Source organism: Stappia sp. TSB10GB4 (assembly GCF_900185745.1).
Classification (GTDB): domain Bacteria; phylum Pseudomonadota; class Alphaproteobacteria; order Rhizobiales; family Stappiaceae; genus Stappia.
In genome coordinates, this window is the sequence record NZ_FYAV01000022.1 from 47,711 (window position 1) to 65,256 (window position 17,546).

The window sequence follows — 17,546 nt, forward strand, 5'->3', positions numbered from 1 at the left end:
AAGCACTTAGCAATCGAGCGAAGCGGAAATGAGATGAGGCCAAACCTTTCGGTTCGGCCTCACATGATCGTGATCGCAGCGCCGGCCTCAGCCGAGCGGCGGAATGCGCAGCACCTGGCCCGGATAGATCTTGTCCGGCTCGGCCAGCATCGGCTTGTTGGCCTCGAAGATCACCATGTATTTGGAGCCGTCGCCATAGGCCTTCTTGGCCACCGCCCACAGCGTGTCGCCCTTTGCCACCGTGTGGAAGCTGGCTTCCGGCGCGATGGCGGCGACCGCGATCTCCTCTTCCACCCTGGCAACGCCGAGCACGTTGCCGGCGGCCAGGATCAGCTTCTCGCGGGCTTCCTGGGTCGGGGCGGCACCGGCGATCTTCACCGTGTCGCCGGACACTTCCACCTTGACGTCGCCGTCGAGGCCGAGCGCCGCCACTTCCTTCTCGATCGCCGCGGCCGCATCGGCCTCCGGCTCCTTGCTGCCCCACAGCGACTTGCCTGCATCCTTCACGAAATCAAAAAAACCCATGTCGCGGCTCCCCTTCGGTCCTGCCCCAACGCGGCTGACGCCGCGCGGTCCCATCTGACGCGGCAGGTGCCGCGTCTCCCACTGCAACAGCGCGGCTTGCCCGCGCCGTTCGACACCAGTGTCAGCCGCAGTCAATACAGCCGCCAGGGCCGGATTCCTGTGACAGGCAACACAGAAATCCGCCGGGCCGGAGAAAGGCCGGCCTTGCAAGGCGCGCCGGCAACTGGCAATCAGTCAGGAAGCCGCTCAGGCTCCGCCCCGCCCTGCCAGACCCGGATCGCCATGACCGACCGCCTGACCATCGCCACCTGGAACATCAACTCGGTGCGGCTGCGCCTGCCGATCGTCGAGAAGCTGATCCTCGACCATGCGCCGGACGTGATCTGCCTGCAGGAAACCAAGTGCGCGGACGGCAATTTTCCGCTCTCCGCCTTCCGCAAGCTCGGCTACGAGCATATCGCGATCAAGGGCCAGAAGGGCTATCACGGCGTCGCGACGATCTCCCGCCGCCCCTTCCTCGACGAGGAGCGGATCGACTACTGCACCAAGGGCGACAGCCGGCATCTTTCGACCGGCATCCCCTTCGGTGGCGACCGCTTCACCCTGCAGAACTTCTATGTGCCGGCCGGCGGCGACCTGCCCGATCCGGAGCTCAACGACAAGTTCGCGCACAAGCTCGCCTTTCTCGACGAGATGGGCGAGCGCTTCGCCGCGATGTCCGGCAATGCCATCGTCGTCGGCGACCTCAATGTGGCGCCCTACGAGCATGACGTGTGGTCGCACAAGCAGCTCTTGAAGATCGTCAGCCACACGCCGATCGAATGCGAGAAGCTGGAGGCGGTGCGCACCGCCGCCGGCCTTACCGACGTGATGCGCGCCTTCGTGCCGATGGAGGAGAAGCTCTACACCTGGTGGAGCTACCGGGCCGCGGACTGGTCGGCGGCCGACAAGGGCCGCCGCCTCGATCATGTCTGGGCCAACCCGGCGCTGGCCGGCCAGGCGGTCTCCATGCAGGTGCTGCGCGACGCCCGCGGCTGGGACCAGCCCTCCGACCACGCCCCGGTGCTGGTGCGGCTGGAGGCTTAAAGCCGCCTGCAGCCTGCTCCAACGCCCTTACGGGCGGATGATCACCTTGCCCTGGGCCTTGCGGTCCGCGAGTTCGCGCAGGGCGCGCGCCGTCTCCTCGATCGGATAGGCCGCGTGCAGATGCGGCACGATACGCCCCTCGCGCACCCAGGCGAGCAACTGCTCCATATTGTCGCGATGCGCCTCCGGCTCGCGTACGATGGCATCGCTCCAGAACACGCCGAGCACGTCGCAGCCCTTCAGCATGACCAGATTGAGCGGCAGCTTCGGGATCTCGCCGGCAGCAAAACCGACAACCAGATAGCGGCCGCGCCAGGCCGTGGCGCGCAGCGCCGCTTCGGCGTAGTCGCCGCCGACCGGATCGTAGACCACATCGACACCGCTGCCATTGGTGAGCTGCTTCAGCCGGAGCTTGAGGTCGTCCTCGGCATAGTTGACCAGTTCGTCGGCGCCATGGGCGCGGGCGAGCTCCAGCTTGTCCGCGCTGGAGGCACAGGCGATCACCCGCGCGCCCATCGCCTTGGCGATCTCGACAGCGGCAAGTCCGACGCCGCCCGAGGCGCCGAGCACGGCCACGGTCTCGCCCGGCTCCAGCCGCGCCCGGTCGCGAAAGGCATGCAGCGTTGTGCCATAGGTGACCGACAGGCCGGCCGCCGCCTCGTCCGAAACCTCGTCCGGCAGGGCGATGAGATCGTCCTCGCTGGCGATCACCGCGCCGCGCACCGCGCCCCAGCGCACATAGCCCATCACCCGGTCGCCCGGCTCGAACGCCTCGATCCCTTCGCCCGTCTCCAGCACCCGGCCGGCGAACTCCGCGCCGGGTGAGAACGGCATCTCGGGACGAAACTGGTACTTGCCCTGAATGATCAGCGTATCGAAGAAGTTGAGCGCCGCGGCGTGGACCTCCACCAGCACGTCCCCCGGCCCGGGCGTCGGCATCTCGATGTCGCGCAGGACGAGATCCTCGGGCGCGCCGAAGCGTTCGCACAAGATGGCTTTCACGGATGATTCCCCCAACTGTTCCCCAAGTTTTCCCCAAGCCTCGCCTAGCACGGCCTGCGAAGTCCTGGAAGCAGCGAAGGCCCGCAAACTTGCCAGGGCCGCGGCCAGCCGCTATCTCCGGGCACCTGCGGTTGCCCGGCACCGGCCGGGCACAACGAAAAGGAGGTCGCAAGGCGTCATGCGCGGTTATTTCGCTGTCGGGGCGGAAGGCATTTCCAAGCAGATGAACCTCGGCAACCTGATGCGCTCGGCGCATGCCTTCGGGGCGAGCTTCTTCTTCACCGTCGATGCCGACAAGCGGATCCGCAGGGCGCCGGCCTCCGACACGTCGAAGAGCACCGGCCATCTGCCGCTGTTCCACTGGCCCTCAATCGCCGAGATGGACCTGCCGCAGGGCTGCCAGCTTGTCGGCGTCGAACTGACCGACGAGGCTGTCGACCTGCCGAGCTTCATGCATCCGCTGCAGGCAGCCTATATCCTCGGCCCCGAGCGCGGCTCGCTTTCGCCGGAAATGCAGGCGGCCTGCCAGCACATCATCAAGATCCCGAGCAAGTTCTGCCTGAACATCGCGATCGCCGGGGCGGTGGTGCTCTATGACCGCCACCGGGTGCATGGACAATATGCCGCACGCCCGCTGACCGCCGGCGGCCCGAAGACGCCGCGCCCGGAGCACAGGCATGGCGGCCCGATCATGCGCACCGGACGCAAGATCCCCGGCCAGCCGGACTAACGGGAGACGCGCGCTCCAAGGGTGGATCGGCGGCGCGAGGTCAGCGCCGGCCGCGCGAGCGGGCCACCCGGCCGAGCGTCAGCAGCACATCGCCGACCAGCGCCTCGGCCAGGGCCGGCGACTTGCGCGCCGCCGCCACCGCATCCGCCAGCCGCTCGCCCGCCTTGGCAAGGTCGTCTCCCGACCACAGCGACAGCTCCCGCGCGACAAGGTCGCGGCGCTTGTAGAAGATCGGCGGACGCGCCTGCTCGACGACGCGGGCCGGCGGCACGCCGCGATCGACCTCCGCCCTGGCGCGGGCGAGGAACTGGAAATGCCGCAGCGCCGCCGAGGCGATCATGTCGGCGCGCTGGCCGCTGGCCGACAACCGCTCCAGCCCGTGGTCAAGCGTGCCGAGATCGCCAAGCGCGGCCGCATCGATCAACTCGTCGACGGCAAAGGCCGAGGCATCGCCGATCACCGCCTCGACATCGGCGACATCGATGCGCTCGCGCCCATAGGCATAGAGGCAGAGCTTGCGCACCTCGCCGCGGCTGGCCAGCCGGTCGGCGCCGAGCAGCCCCATCAGCACCTGTCGCGCCTCGCGGCTGATCGCAAGGCCGGCCTCGCGCAATTCGCCGTCGATCACCCGCTCCAGATCGCGCGCCTCGTCGCCATAGCAGGGGATCGCCACCGCCTTGCGGTCGCGCTCGAACTTGCCGCGCAGGCCCGTGCCCTTTTTCAGGTCGCCCGCCTCGATCACCACCAGCGCGCTTTCCGCGCGCAGTTCGCCGAACAGCGGATCGACCGCCGGCGACAGGTTCTTGCCCGCCCCGTCGCGCAGCCAGACCACCCGTCGGCCGCCGAACAGCGGCACGGTCGAGGCCTCGTCGATCAGCCGCGCCGGGTCGGAGACCACCTCGGCGGCATCCAGGCGCACGAGCGAGAACGGATCGTCGACGCCGCCGGAAGCGCGCGTCACCAGCGCCTGGGCGCGCTCGGAGACGAGCCCGGTATCAGGCCCGAAAACGAGGACGAGGGAGACGTCGGCCGGCGGTTCGGCGATGAAACGGTCGATCTCGCCGGCCTTGAGCGCGACCATCGCGGATCAGCCGCGGGACGCGAAGAAGCCGGCGAGCCGCGTCTGGATGTCGCCGGCCACCATCTTCGCCGCCCGGTCCTCGGCATCGCGCTGGGCGCGCAGGTTGGCGAAGCGCTGGCTGGAGAAGTCGAAGGAGGCGGAGCCGAAGGCGCGGCCCGTGGTCACCGTGCGGCCCGTACCGAGCTCGCTCAGCACATAGGTGGCGTTGACGGTGACCGTATAGGCCGACGGCACGTCGGCGAGCCGCTCGACGCCGACCTCGTTGAGCGGCCGGTCGATCAGGATCCGCAGCCGGTAGCGCTGCTCGCCCGCCTCGCGGCCGCGGCGGAAGCCGAAGATCAGCTCGTTGCGCAGCACCTGGCCGACCCGGTCGAGATCCTCCCTGGAGGAGGTCTCCACCAGATCGATGTCGATGGCCGCCAGCTCGCTGGCGACGGCGGGGGAGGCTCCCGACACTCCGCCGATGGTGCCGTAGAGCGGCCGCACCTGGCAGGCGCCGGCAAGCAGCGCCGCACCGATGACGAGAACGGCGAGCGTCCGCCGGCGGGCGGGCTGCTGCGGTTGCGGATGGTCACACGACGACATTCACGATCCTCTGCGGAACCACGATGATCTTGCGGGCGGGCTTGCCGTCCAGCGCGCGCTGCACGGCCTCGAGCAGCAAGGTAGCCGCTTCGACCTCCTCATTGGAAGCCTCGCGTGAGACGACGAGGTCCGCGCGCTTCTTGCCGTTCACCTGCACCGGCAGGGTGATGGTCGCCTCGACCAGGAGAGCCGCCTCGATCTGCGGCCAGCCCTGCGTTGCCAGCAGGCTCTCGTGGCCGAGCGCCCGCCAGCATTCCTCGGCCAGGTGCGGCGCCATCGGCGCCATCATCTGCACCAGGAAGGCCGCCGCCTCGCGCTGGGCGAAGCGCATGTCGTCGCCCTCCGCGCTGCCCTGCAAAGCCTTGGACAGCGTGTTGACCAGTTCGTAGATCCGGGCGACGGCGCGGTTGAAGGACAGCGCCTCGATATCGGCCGAGATCGCCTGGCAGGCCTTGTGGGTCGCCCGGCGCAGGGCGGTCGCCGCCTCGCCGAAGGCATCGGGGCGCGCCGTCTGCGGCACGCTCTCGCCGATCTCGGAAATCAGCCGCCAGACGCGCTGCATGAAGCGCCAGGCGCCCTGCACCCCGTCCTCGGTCCACTGCACGTCGCGCTCGGGCGGGCTGTCGGACAGCATGAACCAGCGGGCCGTGTCGGCGCCGTAAGTCTCGATGATGTCGGTCGGGTCGACGGTGTTCTTCTTCGACTTCGACATCTTCTCGATCGAACCGATGGCGACTTCCTCGCCGCTCTCCAGCAGGAAGGCCTTGCGCACCTCGCCGTCGCCCTCGATGCGCACCTCGGCCGGCGAGACCCAGCCGCCGCCCGGCGCCTTGTAGGTCTCGTGCGTCACCATGCCTTGCGTGAACAGGCCGCGGAACGGCTCCTTGACGCTGAGATGCCCGGTGACGCTCATCGCCCTGGCGAAGAAGCGCGAATAGAGCAGGTGCAGGATCGCGTGCTCGATGCCGCCGATATACTGGTCGACCGGCAGCCAGGCATCCGCCACCGCCTTGTCGGTCGGCGTCTTGGCGCGCGGATCGGTGAAGCGGGCGAAATACCACGAGGAATCGACGAACGTGTCCATCGTGTCGGTCTCGCGCCGCGCCGGCTTGCCGCAATTCGGACAGGCGACGTTGCGCCAGGTCGGATGGCGGTCGAGCGGATTGCCCGGCTTGTCGAAGTCGATGTCGTCGGGCAGTTGCACCGGCAGGTCGGCGACCGGCACCGGCACCACGCCGCAGTCGTCGCAATGGATGACCGGGATCGGGCAGCCCCAGTAGCGCTGGCGCGAGATGCCCCAGTCGCGCAGGCGGTAATTGACCTGGCGCTGCGCCTGCGGCGCCCCGTCCAGCATCGCCCCCTCCAGCCGCGCGGCCACCGCTTCCTTGGCATCCGCGATCGACATTCCGTCCATGAAGGCGGAATTGTAGATCGTGCCCTCATCCGTATAAGCCTCGTCGCGGATCTCGAAGGTCTCCGGATCCGCTCCGTTCGGCAGCACCACCGGACGCACCGGCAGGTGATACTTGCGGGCGAAGTCGAGGTCGCGCTGGTCATGCGCCGGGCAGGCGAAGATCGCGCCGGTGCCGTAGTCCATCAGGATGAAGTTGGCGATATAGACCGGCAGCGTGATCGAGGGGTCGAGCGGATGGACGACCGTCAGCCCGGTGTCGATGCCGATCTTCTCCGCCGTCTCGATGGCCTCGGCCGAGGTGCCGATGCGCCGGCACTCCTCGACGAAGGCCGCGATCTTCGGATCGCCCTCGGCGAGCCTGCGCGAGATCGGATGGTCCGGCGACAGGCCCATGAACGAGGCGCCGAACAGCGTGTCCGGCCGGGTGGTGAAGATCTCCAGCGACGTGTCGCCGGTCGGCGCGGGCGTCGAGAAGGCGAAGCGCACGCGCAGGCCCTCGGACCGGCCGATCCAGTTCTTCTGCATCAGGCGGACCTTGTCCGGCCAGCGGTCGAGCGTGTCGAGCGCCGACAACAGCTCTTCCGACCAGTCGGAGATCTTGAAGAACCACTGGGTCAGCTCGCGCTGCTCGACCAGCGCGCCAGAGCGCCAGCCGCGCCCGTCGATCACCTGCTCGTTGGCCAGCACGGTCATGTCGACCGGGTCCCAGTTGACCTTGGAGTTCTTGCGATAGGCAAGGCCGGCCTTCAGGAAATCCAGGAACAGGTGCTGCTGCTGGGTGTAATACTCGACATCGCAAGTGGCGAACTCGCGCTCCCAGTCGAGCGACAGGCCCATGATCTTCAACTGGCCGCGCATCGTCGCGATGTTCTGATAGGTCCAGTCGCGCGGATGCACCTTGTTCTGCATCGCCGCGTTTTCCGCCGGCATGCCGAAGGCGTCCCAGCCCATCGGGTGCAGCACGTTGAAGCCGCGCGCCCGCTTGTAGCGCGCCACGACATCGCCCATGGCGTAGTTGCGCACATGCCCCATGTGGATGCGCCCCGACGGATAGGGGAACATCTCGAGCACGTAATACTTCGGCCGGGGATCCTCGTTGCGCGTGGCGAAAACCTTCGCCTCGTCCCAGACCTTCTGCCAGCGGCTTTCCGCTTCGCGGGCGTTGTAGCGCTCCGTCGCCATGATCTCGTGTGCTTCGCTCGTTGCCGTGAAAAGAAATGATGTGGCGCGACTGTCACCAGAAATCGCCGGCCCGGTCAACCGGCAAGGCCGGCGGCGCGCGCCTCTCCCCTCCAGGACTTGCATTCGCGCCGCACCCGTCGCATGTCCATGGCAGCCACCGCAACGCCCACGCACGAAGAGCCAGCAAGATGTCCGCGCACGCCGCCGAACCGACCAAGACCGACGCCGCCGGCCGGATCTCCGGAATCCGCGACAGGATCGCCGCCGCCGAGCAGGACGGCGCGCGCACGCCCGGCTCGGTCACGCTGATCGCCGTCAGCAAGACCTTCGATGCCGAGGCCATCCGTCCGGTGATCGCCGCCGGCCAGCGCGTCTTTGGCGAGAACCGGGTGCAGGAGGCGCAGGGCAAGTGGCCGGCGCTGCGCGGGGAGTTTCCCGATATCGAGCTGCACCTGATCGGCCCGCTGCAGTCGAACAAGGCGAAGGACGCCGTCGCCCTGTTCGACGTGATCCACACGCTCGACCGGGAGAAGATCGCCCGCGCGCTCGCCACCGAATGCGCGGAACAGGGCCGGACCTTGCGCTTCTTCATTCAGGTGAACACCGGCGAGGAGCCGCAAAAGGCCGGCATCGCCCCGCGCGAGGCGGACGAGTTCGTCGCCTTCTGCCGGGACGAACTGCGCCTGCCGCTGCTCGGCCTGATGTGCATCCCCCCGGTCGACGACACGCCGGGCCCGCATTTCGCGCTGCTGCGCAAGATCGCCGAGCGCAACGGTCTTGCCGGCCTGTCGATGGGCATGTCCTCGGACTTCGAGAGCGCCGTGCGCGTCGGCGCCACCCATGTGCGCGTCGGCTCGGCGATTTTCGGCACGCGCGACTACCCCTGAGCCGGCAGGCCGTGCCTTCGGCGTTTTGCAAAGGGGGGGCGTTTTGCAAAGGGGGGCGTTTTGCAGGGGAATGCGCCGGCTCCCTTGACTTTCGCTGGCGTTTGCGGGTATCAGCCCGTTAACTCCGAAAGAGTGACGACACTACGATCCGCCGCCCGGGACCCGCAGAGGTATAAAGAGATCCCGGAGGTTCACACCCGACAGCGCGATGCGCCCTCGGGTGTCACACCGCTTTGCGGATCGCGCTTCGTCCCGCCCGGGGGACACGGAAGCAGCGACAGCCGCTGCCTCGAGAGAGTTTAAGGAGACGGCATGTTCGAAAGTCTGTCAGATCGCCTCAGCGGCATTCTCGACAAGCTGACGCGGCGCGGTGCGCTGTCGGAGGCCGATGTCTCCGAGGCGCTGCGCGAGGTGCGCCGCGCTCTTATCGAGGCCGACGTGGCGCTGCCCGTGGTCAAGTCCTTCACCGACAAGGTGCGGAGCCGGGCCGTCGGCCAGGAAGTCCTCAAATCGGTGACGCCGGGCCAACAGGTCGTCAAGATCGTCCACGACCAGCTCGTCGAGATGCTGGGCGGCGCCGGCGAGCCGATCGACCTCAACGCGGCCGCTCCCTTCGCCATCATGATGGTCGGCCTGCAGGGCTCGGGCAAAACCACCTCGACCGCCAAGATCGCCCTGCGCCTGACCAAGAACGAGCGCCGCAAGGTGCTGATGGCCTCGCTCGACACCCGCCGCCCGGCGGCGCAGGAGCAGCTCAAGGTGCTCGGCGAGCAGACCGGCATCGACACCCTGCCGATCGTCGCCGGCCAGACGCCGGTGCAGATCGCCTCGCGCGCCATGACCGCGGCGCGGCTCGGCGGCTACGACATCGTCATGCTCGACACGGCCGGCCGCACCCATATCGACGAGCCGCTGATGGTCGAGATGGCCGAGATCAAAGCGGCGACCAATCCGCACGAGATCCTGCTCGTCGCCGACAGCCTGACCGGCCAGGACGCGGTCAACCTCGCCACCTCCTTCGACGAGCGCGTCGGCATCACCGGCATCGTGCTGACCCGCATGGACGGCGACGGCCGCGGCGGCGCGGCGCTCTCGATGCGCGCGGTCACCGGCAAGCCGGTCAAGCTCGTCGGCACCGGCGAGAAGGCGGATGCGCTGGAGGAATTCCACCCGGCGCGGATCGCCGACCGCATTCTCGGCATGGGCGACATCGTCTCGCTGGTGGAGAAGGCGGCGCGCGAGCTCGACCAGGAAAAGGCGGCCAAGATGGCCGCCCGCATGCAGAAGGGCAATTTCGACCTGGAGGACCTTGCCGAGCAGCTTCGCCAGATGGAGAAGCTCGGCGGCATGTCCGGGATCATGGGCATGATGCCCGGCGTCGGCAAGATCAAGAAGCAGCTCGACGCGGCCAATATCGACGACCGCGTGATCAAGCGCCAGGTCGCGATCATCCAGTCGATGACCCCGCAGGAGCGCCGCAAGCCCGACATTCTCAAGGCCAGCCGCAAGAAGCGCATCGCCACCGGCTCCGGCGTCGACGTCGCCGACGTCAACAAGCTGCTGAAGATGCACCGGCAGATGGCCGACATGATGAAGCAGATGGGCAAGGGCAAAGGCCTGCTCGGCAAGATGATGGGCGGCATGGGCCTGCCCGGCGGCGGCATGCCGAACATCGACCCGAAGGAACTGGAGCGCATGGCCCAGTCCGGTCAACTTCCCGGTCAGCTTCCCGGCGGGCTTCCAGGTCAGATGCCGGGCCAGATGCCGGGTCTGCCCGGCGGGCTTGGTGGTTTGAGTGGCCTCGGTGGCCTCGGCGGACTGGGCGGGCCGAAGCTGCCCGGCGGTCTCGGCGGCCTTCCGGGCCTGGGACGGGGGAAGAAGAAATGACCGACAGCGCCGAGGAGATCCTCGAGCCGACGTCCACCGCGATGGACGAGTTGCTGCGCCTGCGCGGCTCCATCGACAATATCGACGCCGCGCTGGTTCACATGCTTGCGGAGCGCTTCAAGTGCACGCAGAAGGTCGGCCTGCTGAAGGCCACCCACAATCTTCCGCCCGCCGATCCGGCGCGCGAGGAACGGCAGATCGCGCGGCTGCGCGCGCTTGCCCGGGACGCCAACCTCGATCCCGATTTCGCGGAGAAATTCCTGAACTTCATCGTCAGGGAAGTGATCCGACACCATGAAGCCATTCGCCGCTGAACCCGGCGTCGCACTGAAGTACCAAAGGAGACTACCATGGCCCTGAAAATTCGTCTTGCTCGCGGCGGCGCCAAGAAGCGTCCGTTCTACCGCATCGTCGTTGCCGACGTCCGCTCGCCGCGCGACGGCCGCTTCATCGAGAAGGTCGGCCTCTACAACCCGATGCTGCCGAAGGACAATGCCGACCGCATCGTCCTCGACGTCGAGCGCATCCAGCACTGGATGAGCCACGGCGCCCTGCCGACCGACCGCGTCCTGCGCTTCCTCGATGCCGCCGGCGTGCTGAGCCGCGAGGCCCGCAGCAACCCGAAGAAGGCCGAGCCGGGCACCAAGGCCAAGGAGCGTCTCGCTGCCAAGCGCCAGGCTGCCGAAGAGGCCGCCGCGGCCGCTGCCGAGGCTGCCGGCGGCGGCGAGGAAGCTGCTGCCGAGTAATCGGCACGGCCCTTCGAGCACCTTCAGGATCCGCGCCTCCCGGCGCGGATCCGCTGGGGCCCTCAGGTCCCGACCCTGAACCGGATACCACCCGGGGACTGCACACCCGCCCTCCCCGTCAGGAGCACGGCCGCGTGAGCAAGGATCGCATTCTGATTGCCCGGATCGGCGCCGCCCATGGCGTGCGCGGCGAGGTTCGCGTCAAGCCGTTCGGCGACGACCCCCTGTCCTTCTGCGACTATGGACCGCTGGAGACCGCCGACGGCAAGCGCCGGCTGGTGGTGACATCCGCGCGCCTGCAGAAGGCGATGGTGGTGACCCGTTTCGAAGGGATCGACGACCGCACCGCCGCCGAGGCGCTGAACGGCCTCGATCTCTACGTCCCGCGCGACGCCCTGCCGGAACTCCAGGACGACGACGAGTTCTACCACGCCGACCTGCTCGGCCTCGAGGCGGTCTCGACGGAGGGGCAGACCATCGGCAGGATTGTCGCGCTACCCGATTTCGGCGCCGGCACGCTGGTCGAGATCCGCCCGCAAGGGGCGGCGTCCTTCTACGTCCCCTTCACCCGCGAGGCGGTGCCGGAGATCGACCTGGCCGCCGGCAAGGTGACCGTCGTCGTGCCCGAAAGCACGGAAGACGACGAGGCTCGGGACGACGGTGCGCGCGACGACGACGGGGACGGGCACGAGGACGGGCACGAGGACGGGGACGAAGACACGGTGGACTGAGCCTGCGGGGCCTCAGCCGTCTCGGCCGGCTCCGCGGCGGACACCTTGCCGCCGACAAGGGCGGCTCTCGTTTCCGAGCGCAGCAGCGCGATGGCGGCGACGACGAGAGCGACGCCGATCAGGTTCGCGGCGATGTCGCCCATCGAGAATTCCCGGTGGGGAAACAGCGACTGCACCAGTTCCCCGGCCACCCCCAGCCCGGTGGCGACGGCGGCCGAAATCCGCAGCCGACAACAGAAAAATGCATGCACCGCCAGGGTCAGAAGCCCAAAGAAAACCAGGTGCTGCAGCTTGTCCCAAGGGTGGTCGATGCCCGGATTGTAGATGAACCCGGCGACGATCCCGTAGGCGACGAGCAGGGCCAGCGGCCACACCTGGGCCGGCGACAGGTCGAGATAGTGCCGCCGCGCCAGGGAGCGGACGAGATCGACAAGGCGGGCAACCGGTTGCGGCATGAAGAACTCCGGGGGATTGCGCCTTCCTTGCTACGCGGGAAAGCCTTAAGCGGGGGTTGCATCGCTCATCAAGCGGCGGCAACGCTCCGTGCATCGGCGCAAATCCGGCCAACAATATGGCCGCGCAACCAGGTTCACCACATCTAAGGAGCAAACGATGGCGTTCCGGGCGTCGATCCTCAGCCTCTATCCGGAGATGTTTCCAGGTCCGCTCGGCACCTCGCTGGCCGGGCGGGCGCTGGAGCGCGGCGACTGGGATCTGGAGCTGCACCAGATCCGCGATCACGCCACCGACCGCCACCGTTCCGTCGACGACACCCCCGCCGGCGGCGGTGCCGGCATGGTGCTGCGCGCCGATATCCTCGCCCTTGCCATCGATGCGGCGAGCCCGGCCGGCGATCCGCGGCCGCGCCTCTTGATGAGCCCGCGCGGCCGGCCGCTCGACCAGGGCCGGGTCCGCGAACTGGCGCAGGGCCCCGGCGCGGTGATCGTCTGCGGCCGCTTCGAGGGGGTGGACCAGCGGGTGATCGAGGGGCGGGACTTGGAGGAGGTGTCGATCGGCGACTACATCCTCTCCGGCGGCGAACTCGCCGCCATGGTCCTGCTCGACGCGGTGATCCGCCTGCTGCCCGGCGTCATGGGCAATGCCGAGAGCGGCGCTTTCGAGAGCTTCGAGACCGGCCTGCTGGAGCATCCGCACTACACCCGCCCGCGCGAATTCGAGGGCGCCGGCATTCCCGAGGTGCTGACCTCGGGCGATCACGCCCGCATCGACCGCTGGCGGCGGGAGGAGGCCGAGCGGCTGACCCGCGAGCGCCGGCCCGACCTGTGGCAGCGTCATACCGGCGAGTGAGGCGCGGGTTTCTGCGCCGAACGGGCGCAAAAGGGCATGACAAACGCTGTGAGTTGCGCTAGACAGCGGCCACTCGGGCGCCTGCCGGCGCAAGCCGTGACGATTGTCGTTTGCCTTTGCCCCGGATCGCGGGCGCGGAGGCACCGCATCTCGCGAGCGCGGCGGCCCCGGTCGAATTCCGTGGCCGGACCTGTCCGGCCTGGCCAAAACCCGGTGAATTCGCCCCTGCGGCTCGACCGCCAGCGGACGCTCTGACCGAGACGAACCAAAAGGCAGTGCCATGAACATCATCGAACAGCTCAACGCCGAGGAAATGGCGAAGGTCGAAGCCCAGCGCAAGCTGCCGAGCTTCTCTCCCGGCGACACGATCCGCGTCAACGTCCGCGTGACGGAAGGCAACCGCACCCGTACCCAGGCCTATGAGGGCGTGTGCATCGCCCGTTCCGGCGGCGGCATCAACGAGAACTTCACCGTCCGCAAGATCTCTTATGGCGAAGGCGTGGAGCGCGTGTTCCCGATCTTCTCGCCGATGCTCGAGGGCGTCGAGGTCGTGCGCCGCGGCAAGGTGCGTCGCGCCAAGCTCTATTACCTGCGCGGCCGTCGCGGCAAGTCGGCCCGTATCGTCGAGGCGACCAACGTGCGCGCCCGTCGTCTGAACGACGAGGTCAAGGCCGACGTCGCCGCCGCCAAGGCCGCGAAGGAGGCCGAGCAGGCCGCCGCTGCCAGCGAGAGCGCCGAATAAGACGCTGAAGGTCCGGCGCCCGCGCCCGGATCTGCGTCTGCCGAATGCGAAAACCCCGGAGCCTCAGGTTCCGGGGTTTTTCATTTGAGGCGTCTCGTTGGTGGCACTTCGCTTGCGGAGCGGCGCCGCTCCGCTACTCGATCCGCCGCAGATGCGCGCGCACCGCGAGGCGCGAGGTCGCCGCCGTCAGCACGGTGACGAGGAAGATGATCGCCAGCACGCCGAGATAGCCGCCAACGCCGACCGACACGCCGCCGAACATGTCCATCGAGCGGGCAAGGCCCTGCAGGCCGCTGCGCTCGTCGGCGAGGAAGCCGAGGACGAGGAACACCAGACAGGCGGCGACGCCGCCGGCCAGCCCGCCCTGCAGGCCGAGCAGCAGGAAGTGGCGCTGGAACTCGCGGGCGACGAAACTGTCCTCCGCGCCGACGAAATGCAGCACCTCGACCACGTCGCGATTGCCGGCCATCGCCGCCCGCGTCGCGAAGACGACGGACAGCACCATCGAGCCGAGCACCAGCAGCAGCACGGCGATGCCGCCCAGCACCACCGCATTGGCCATGGCCGCAAGCCGGCTGGTCCACAGGCTGTGATCGTCGACGCTCGCCCCGCGCACCTCGGCGCTGACGGCCAGGCGCAGCGCGCCGAGGTCGAACGCCGCCGGCGCCGCCACCTGCACCTGGATCAGCCGCGGCACCGGCAGGCTCTCCAGGTCGAGCCCGGCGCCGAGCCAGGGCTGCAACAGGTTTCGCGTCTCCTGGTCGGACAGCGCCCGCACCGTGCCGACGCCGGCCTGGGCCCGTGCCGCCGCCGTCGCCTTCTCGATCTCGCGCAGCATGTCGACGCCTTCCGCCGGGCGGATCTGGATCGTCACCTCGCGCAGCAGGTCGTTGGACCAGGCGCTGGCCGCCTCGTGAATGACGGTCACCGCGCCGATGGTCAGGCAGGCGAGGAAGCTCATGATCGCCACCACCAGCGTCAGCGCGCGCCCCGCGACCGCCTGCGGCGGCACGATCGGGGCGGAGGGGCGCAGCTCGCCGGCGGCGCCGCGCTTGCGTGCCTTGGGTGCGGCCTTTGCCCGGCGCGGGGCGGCTGGCCGGCCAGCGGCCGGACGGGGGCCGCGCCCGGCCCTCTGGCTCCTGTCGTCGTCAGTCATGGATCTGCAACCGTCCTTCGCCCAGTTCCATGCGCCGCGCGTCGACCTGGTCCATCAGGGCGAGGTCGTGCGTGGCGATCACCACCGAGGTGCCGAGCCGGTTCAGCTCGATGAACAGCCGCAGCAGCCGCCGCGCCAGCGGCGGATCCACATTGCCCGTCGGCTCGTCCGCCAGCAACATCTCCGGCCGGGTGATCAGCGCCCTGGCGATCGCCGCGCGCTGCTTCTCGCCGCCCGAGAGCACCGGCGGCAGCACATGCATGCGCTCGCCGAGCCCCACCCATTTCAGCAGTTCCACCACGTCGGAGCGGTATTGGCTTTCCTCCTGGCCGATGACGCGCAGCGGCAGGGCGACATTCTCGTAGGTCGTCAGGTGATCGAGCAGGCGGAAATCCTGGAAGACGATGCCGATGCGCCGGCGCAGCGCCGGGATCTGGCTCTTGTTCAGCGCCGAGGTGTCCTTGCCGAAGGCGCGGATCAGCCCGCGCGTCGGCTTCAGCGACAGGAACAGCAGGCGCATCAGGCTGGTCTTGCCCGCACCGGACGGACCGGTAAGGAACTGGAATGACTGCGGCCTGATCTCGAAGGTCAGGTCGCGCAGGACTTCCGGCCCCATGCCGTAGCGCAGACCGACATTTTCGAATCGGATCACGGCAACCTCTCGTTAAGACATTGGCCGGACAGTATCGCCTCGGCATTAACGCTTCATTAACGATATCCAGGCGTGATGGAGCCAGAACACCCGGAAAGCGGCCGGCGCGACGATCAATCGTTTCGCCGTTTGCGGCATGTTTACGGTCTTCGCCGGAAACTACCCGCTTTGCGAACCGGCTCTCCGGGTGTCGATACGCCTTTCCGGCCGGTATTTGCGGGCAAGACGAGGCCGCGTCCACAATGAAGATCACCTGTCCGGACTGCGCAACCGCCTATCGGGTCAGCCCCGCCGCCCTCGGGCCGGAGGGCCGCGACGTCAAATGCGCCCGCTGCGGCACGCGCTGGCACGCGCTTCCCGATCCGGACACCGCCTCCATCGAGACCGAACTGCCCGAAGACGCCGATACCGAGGCACGGGCCGCGCGCAAACCGGCAGCGGCGATGGCCGGCCGTGACGACGCCTCCCCGGCCGAGGCCGACGAGGACGACAGCGACGGCGCGCAGTGGGGCGACGACCGGGAGGAGGACCCTGCGGATCGGGACGAGGACGTCTTCTCCGCCGCGTCGGAGCCGCGCGACGACGGTCTGGAGGATGAGGACGACCAGGCCGAGGACGGCTGGGAAGCGGCCAAACGGGTCGAGCCCGCGGCTCTTCCGGTAGCCGCGGCGGCGGCCGAGGCGGATGGGGCAGCGGCAAGCGCCAAGCCGGTCGACATCGAAAGCCTCGCCCGCAAGCCGAAGATCTATGTCAAGCCGCGCAGCAGCGAGCCGGTGCTGGGCCGCCTGCTCGCCAGGATCGGCCAGCGCGCCCGCCGGCTGCGTCCCCGCCGGGTGGTCGGCACGATGATGTTCTTCGGCGCCATCGCCCTGTGCGCGCTGGCGGTCACCTTCCGCACGCCGATCGTCGCCCGCATGCCGGATCTGGCCGGCCTGTTCGCCCTCGCCGGGCTGGAGGTCAACCTGCGCGGGCTGGAATTCCGCGACCTGCGCACCTTCCGGGAGATCGAGGACGGCGCCATCGTGCTGGTGATCGAAGGCACGATCGTCAATGTCGAGCGGGAAGCGGTGCCGATCCCGGCCATTCGCCTCGCCCTGCGCAGCGAGGATGCCCAGGAAATCTACGCCTGGACCATGGAACCGCGCTTGCGCCGGCTTGATGTCGGTGGCACGACGCGGTTTCGCACCCGCCTGTCGGCCCCGCCCGATCTGGCGGCGGACATCCAGGTGCGCTTCGTGGAGCGCAAAGAACGCCAGGTCAGGCTGCAATGAACGACACTGTCGATATCCGAACCCTCTTCGACGAAGCCGCGATCGCCGCCCGGGTCGAGGAGGTCGCCCGCGAGATCGCGGCCTCGCGGCCGCAGGGACTGCTCGTCGTTGCCGTGCTCAAGGGCAGCTTCATGTTCGCCGCCGATCTGGTGCGGGCCATGCATCGGGCCGGCCTGACGCCGGAGATGGAGTTCATCCACCTGTCGAGCTATGGCGCGGGCACCGAGTCAAGGGAAATCCGCGTGTTGCGCGATGTGGAGAGCGATGTTGCCGGCCGGGATGTGATTCTCGTGGATGACATCCTGGAAAGCGGCCGCACGCTGGCTTTTGCGCGAGACCGACTCAGCGAGCGCGGCGCAGGCTCTGTGCGCATCGCCGCCTTGCTCGACAAGCCGATGCGCCGCAAAACCGCCATTTCCGCGGATTATGTCGGGTTCGAGTGTCCGGACAAGTTCGTTGTCGGCTACGGGATGGACATGGGCCACAAGTGGCGCCAGCTCCCGTTCATCGGCTACGTCGTCCAGGATGCACCGGCCTAGCGCGCGGATGGTTCAACAACGG

18 protein-coding genes are annotated in these 17,546 nt (G+C 68.5%); 11 read left to right on the forward strand and 7 right to left on the reverse strand.

Annotation, left to right across the window (positions count from 1 at the left end; all coding sequences use genetic code 11):
- Window positions 1-87: 87 nt before the first annotated feature.
- Window positions 88-525: a peptidoglycan-binding protein LysM gene (gene lysM, locus TSB10GB4_RS01650; RefSeq protein ID WP_186394295.1), complete on the reverse strand. Its 438-nt coding sequence runs from the start codon at window positions 523-525 to the stop codon at window positions 88-90.
- Window positions 526-807: 282 nt separating this feature from the next.
- On the opposite strand from lysM, the gene TSB10GB4_RS01655 reads away from it, so the two are divergent.
- Complete coding sequence (locus tag TSB10GB4_RS01655; protein WP_186387538.1) at window positions 808-1,611, forward strand: exodeoxyribonuclease III; 804 nt, start codon at window positions 808-810, stop codon at window positions 1,609-1,611.
- Window positions 1,612-1,638: 27 nt separating this feature from the next.
- Here TSB10GB4_RS01655 and TSB10GB4_RS01660 read toward each other — a convergent pair whose 3' ends face one another.
- Entirely contained in the window at window positions 1,639-2,613 is a 975-nt protein-coding gene (locus tag TSB10GB4_RS01660; protein ID WP_186394296.1) for an NADPH:quinone oxidoreductase family protein, read from the reverse strand.
- A gap of 178 nt (window positions 2,614-2,791) precedes the next feature.
- Here TSB10GB4_RS01660 and TSB10GB4_RS01665 point away from each other — a divergent pair, with 178 nt between their 5' ends.
- Window positions 2,792-3,343 carry an RNA methyltransferase gene (locus TSB10GB4_RS01665; protein WP_186394297.1) on the forward strand — a complete coding sequence of 184 codons (552 nt, stop codon included), beginning with the start codon at window positions 2,792-2,794 and terminating at the stop codon, window positions 3,341-3,343.
- Between the two features lie 40 nt (window positions 3,344-3,383).
- Here TSB10GB4_RS01665 and holA read toward each other — a convergent pair whose 3' ends face one another.
- The 3 genes from holA to leuS are packed head-to-tail and all read right to left on the reverse strand — an operon-like array spanning window position 3,384 to window position 7,605.
- A complete protein-coding gene (gene holA / locus TSB10GB4_RS01670) occupies window positions 3,384-4,424 on the reverse strand; it encodes a DNA polymerase III subunit delta (RefSeq protein ID WP_186394298.1) in 1,041 nt (346 codons plus the stop codon).
- A gap of 6 nt (window positions 4,425-4,430) precedes the next feature.
- The gene (gene lptE, locus TSB10GB4_RS01675) at window positions 4,431-5,009 is read right to left on the reverse strand and encodes an LPS assembly lipoprotein LptE (protein ID WP_186387542.1); all 579 of its coding nucleotides are present in this window, start codon (window positions 5,007-5,009) and stop codon (window positions 4,431-4,433) included.
- Window positions 4,996-7,605: a leucine--tRNA ligase gene (gene leuS / locus TSB10GB4_RS01680; protein ID WP_186394299.1), complete on the reverse strand. Its 2,610-nt coding sequence runs from the start codon at window positions 7,603-7,605 to the stop codon at window positions 4,996-4,998. The genes lptE and leuS overlap by 14 nt, the downstream gene beginning before the upstream one ends.
- Before the next feature lie 188 nt (window positions 7,606-7,793).
- Here leuS and TSB10GB4_RS01685 point away from each other — a divergent pair, with 188 nt between their 5' ends.
- The 7 genes from TSB10GB4_RS01685 to rplS all read left to right on the forward strand — a co-directional run bounded on the left by TSB10GB4_RS01685 (window position 7,794) and on the right by rplS (window position 13,906).
- Entirely contained in the window at window positions 7,794-8,492 is a 699-nt protein-coding gene (locus TSB10GB4_RS01685; RefSeq protein ID WP_186394300.1) for a YggS family pyridoxal phosphate-dependent enzyme, read from the forward strand.
- Between the two features lie 312 nt (window positions 8,493-8,804).
- Window positions 8,805-10,379 (forward strand): signal recognition particle protein, encoded by a 1,575-nt coding sequence (gene ffh / locus TSB10GB4_RS01690; RefSeq protein ID WP_186394301.1) that lies wholly within the window; start codon window positions 8,805-8,807, stop codon window positions 10,377-10,379.
- On the forward strand, window positions 10,376-10,693 hold the full coding sequence (locus TSB10GB4_RS01695; protein WP_186394302.1) for a chorismate mutase: 318 nt from the start codon (window positions 10,376-10,378) through the stop codon (window positions 10,691-10,693). Before ffh ends, TSB10GB4_RS01695 begins: the two co-directional genes overlap by 4 nt.
- Window positions 10,694-10,729: 36 nt before the next feature.
- Entirely contained in the window at window positions 10,730-11,125 is a 396-nt protein-coding gene (gene rpsP, locus TSB10GB4_RS01700) for a 30S ribosomal protein S16 (protein WP_186387547.1), read from the forward strand.
- 134 nt (window positions 11,126-11,259) lie between these two features.
- Window positions 11,260-11,856 (forward strand): ribosome maturation factor RimM, encoded by a 597-nt coding sequence (gene rimM / locus TSB10GB4_RS01705; RefSeq protein ID WP_186394303.1) that lies wholly within the window; start codon window positions 11,260-11,262, stop codon window positions 11,854-11,856.
- Window positions 11,857-12,468: 612 nt separating this feature from the next.
- Window positions 12,469-13,164 carry a tRNA (guanosine(37)-N1)-methyltransferase TrmD gene (gene trmD, locus TSB10GB4_RS01710; RefSeq protein ID WP_186394304.1) on the forward strand — a complete coding sequence of 232 codons (696 nt, stop codon included), beginning with the start codon at window positions 12,469-12,471 and terminating at the stop codon, window positions 13,162-13,164.
- Between the two features lie 280 nt (window positions 13,165-13,444).
- Entirely contained in the window at window positions 13,445-13,906 is a 462-nt protein-coding gene (rplS, locus tag TSB10GB4_RS01715; protein ID WP_208984349.1) for a 50S ribosomal protein L19, read from the forward strand.
- Window positions 13,907-14,039: 133 nt separating this feature from the next.
- Here rplS and TSB10GB4_RS01720 read toward each other — a convergent pair whose 3' ends face one another.
- Both TSB10GB4_RS01720 and ftsE read right to left on the reverse strand, forming a co-directional pair.
- Window positions 14,040-15,062, reverse strand: coding sequence for an ABC transporter permease (locus TSB10GB4_RS01720; RefSeq protein ID WP_186394305.1), 1,023 nt, complete (start codon window positions 15,060-15,062; stop codon window positions 14,040-14,042).
- Window positions 15,055-15,714, reverse strand: a complete 660-nt coding sequence (gene ftsE, locus TSB10GB4_RS01725) for a cell division ATP-binding protein FtsE (protein WP_186387551.1) — start codon at window positions 15,712-15,714, stop codon at window positions 15,055-15,057. Before ftsE ends, TSB10GB4_RS01720 begins: the two co-directional genes overlap by 8 nt.
- A 242-nt stretch (window positions 15,715-15,956) precedes the next feature.
- Between ftsE and TSB10GB4_RS01730 the strand changes: the two genes are divergently transcribed.
- The gene (locus TSB10GB4_RS01730) at window positions 15,957-16,985 is read left to right on the forward strand and encodes an MJ0042-type zinc finger domain-containing protein (RefSeq protein ID WP_186394306.1); all 1,029 of its coding nucleotides are present in this window, start codon (window positions 15,957-15,959) and stop codon (window positions 16,983-16,985) included.
- A complete protein-coding gene (hpt, locus tag TSB10GB4_RS01735) occupies window positions 16,982-17,524 on the forward strand; it encodes a hypoxanthine phosphoribosyltransferase (protein ID WP_186387553.1) in 543 nt (180 codons plus the stop codon). The genes TSB10GB4_RS01730 and hpt overlap by 4 nt, the downstream gene beginning before the upstream one ends.
- The last annotated feature ends 22 nt before the right edge of the window (window positions 17,525-17,546 follow it).

Bases quoted from the DNA above. Each gene is read 5' to 3' on its own strand.
- lysM (WP_186394295.1), bottom strand. From the start codon at position 525: ATGGGTTTTTTTGATTTCGTGAAGGATGCAGGCAAGTCGCTGTGGGGC.
- TSB10GB4_RS01655 (WP_186387538.1), top strand. From the start codon at position 808: ATGACCGACCGCCTGACCATCGCCACCTGGAACATCAACTCGGTGCGG.
- TSB10GB4_RS01665 (WP_186394297.1), top strand. From the start codon at position 2,792: ATGCGCGGTTATTTCGCTGTCGGGGCGGAAGGCATTTCCAAGCAGATG.
- holA (WP_186394298.1), bottom strand. From the start codon at position 4,424: ATGGTCGCGCTCAAGGCCGGCGAGATCGACCGTTTCATCGCCGAACCG.
- lptE (WP_186387542.1), bottom strand. From the start codon at position 5,009: ATGTCGTCGTGTGACCATCCGCAACCGCAGCAGCCCGCCCGCCGGCGG.
- leuS (WP_186394299.1), bottom strand. From the start codon at position 7,605: ATGGCGACGGAGCGCTACAACGCCCGCGAAGCGGAAAGCCGCTGGCAG.
- TSB10GB4_RS01685 (WP_186394300.1), top strand. From the start codon at position 7,794: ATGTCCGCGCACGCCGCCGAACCGACCAAGACCGACGCCGCCGGCCGG.
- ffh (WP_186394301.1), top strand. From the start codon at position 8,805: ATGTTCGAAAGTCTGTCAGATCGCCTCAGCGGCATTCTCGACAAGCTG.
- TSB10GB4_RS01695 (WP_186394302.1), top strand. From the start codon at position 10,376: ATGACCGACAGCGCCGAGGAGATCCTCGAGCCGACGTCCACCGCGATG.
- rpsP (WP_186387547.1), top strand. From the start codon at position 10,730: ATGGCCCTGAAAATTCGTCTTGCTCGCGGCGGCGCCAAGAAGCGTCCG.
- trmD (WP_186394304.1), top strand. From the start codon at position 12,469: ATGGCGTTCCGGGCGTCGATCCTCAGCCTCTATCCGGAGATGTTTCCA.
- rplS (WP_208984349.1), top strand. From the start codon at position 13,445: ATGAACATCATCGAACAGCTCAACGCCGAGGAAATGGCGAAGGTCGAA.
- TSB10GB4_RS01720 (WP_186394305.1), bottom strand. From the start codon at position 15,062: ATGACTGACGACGACAGGAGCCAGAGGGCCGGGCGCGGCCCCCGTCCG.
- TSB10GB4_RS01730 (WP_186394306.1), top strand. From the start codon at position 15,957: ATGAAGATCACCTGTCCGGACTGCGCAACCGCCTATCGGGTCAGCCCC.
- hpt (WP_186387553.1), top strand. From the start codon at position 16,982: ATGAACGACACTGTCGATATCCGAACCCTCTTCGACGAAGCCGCGATC.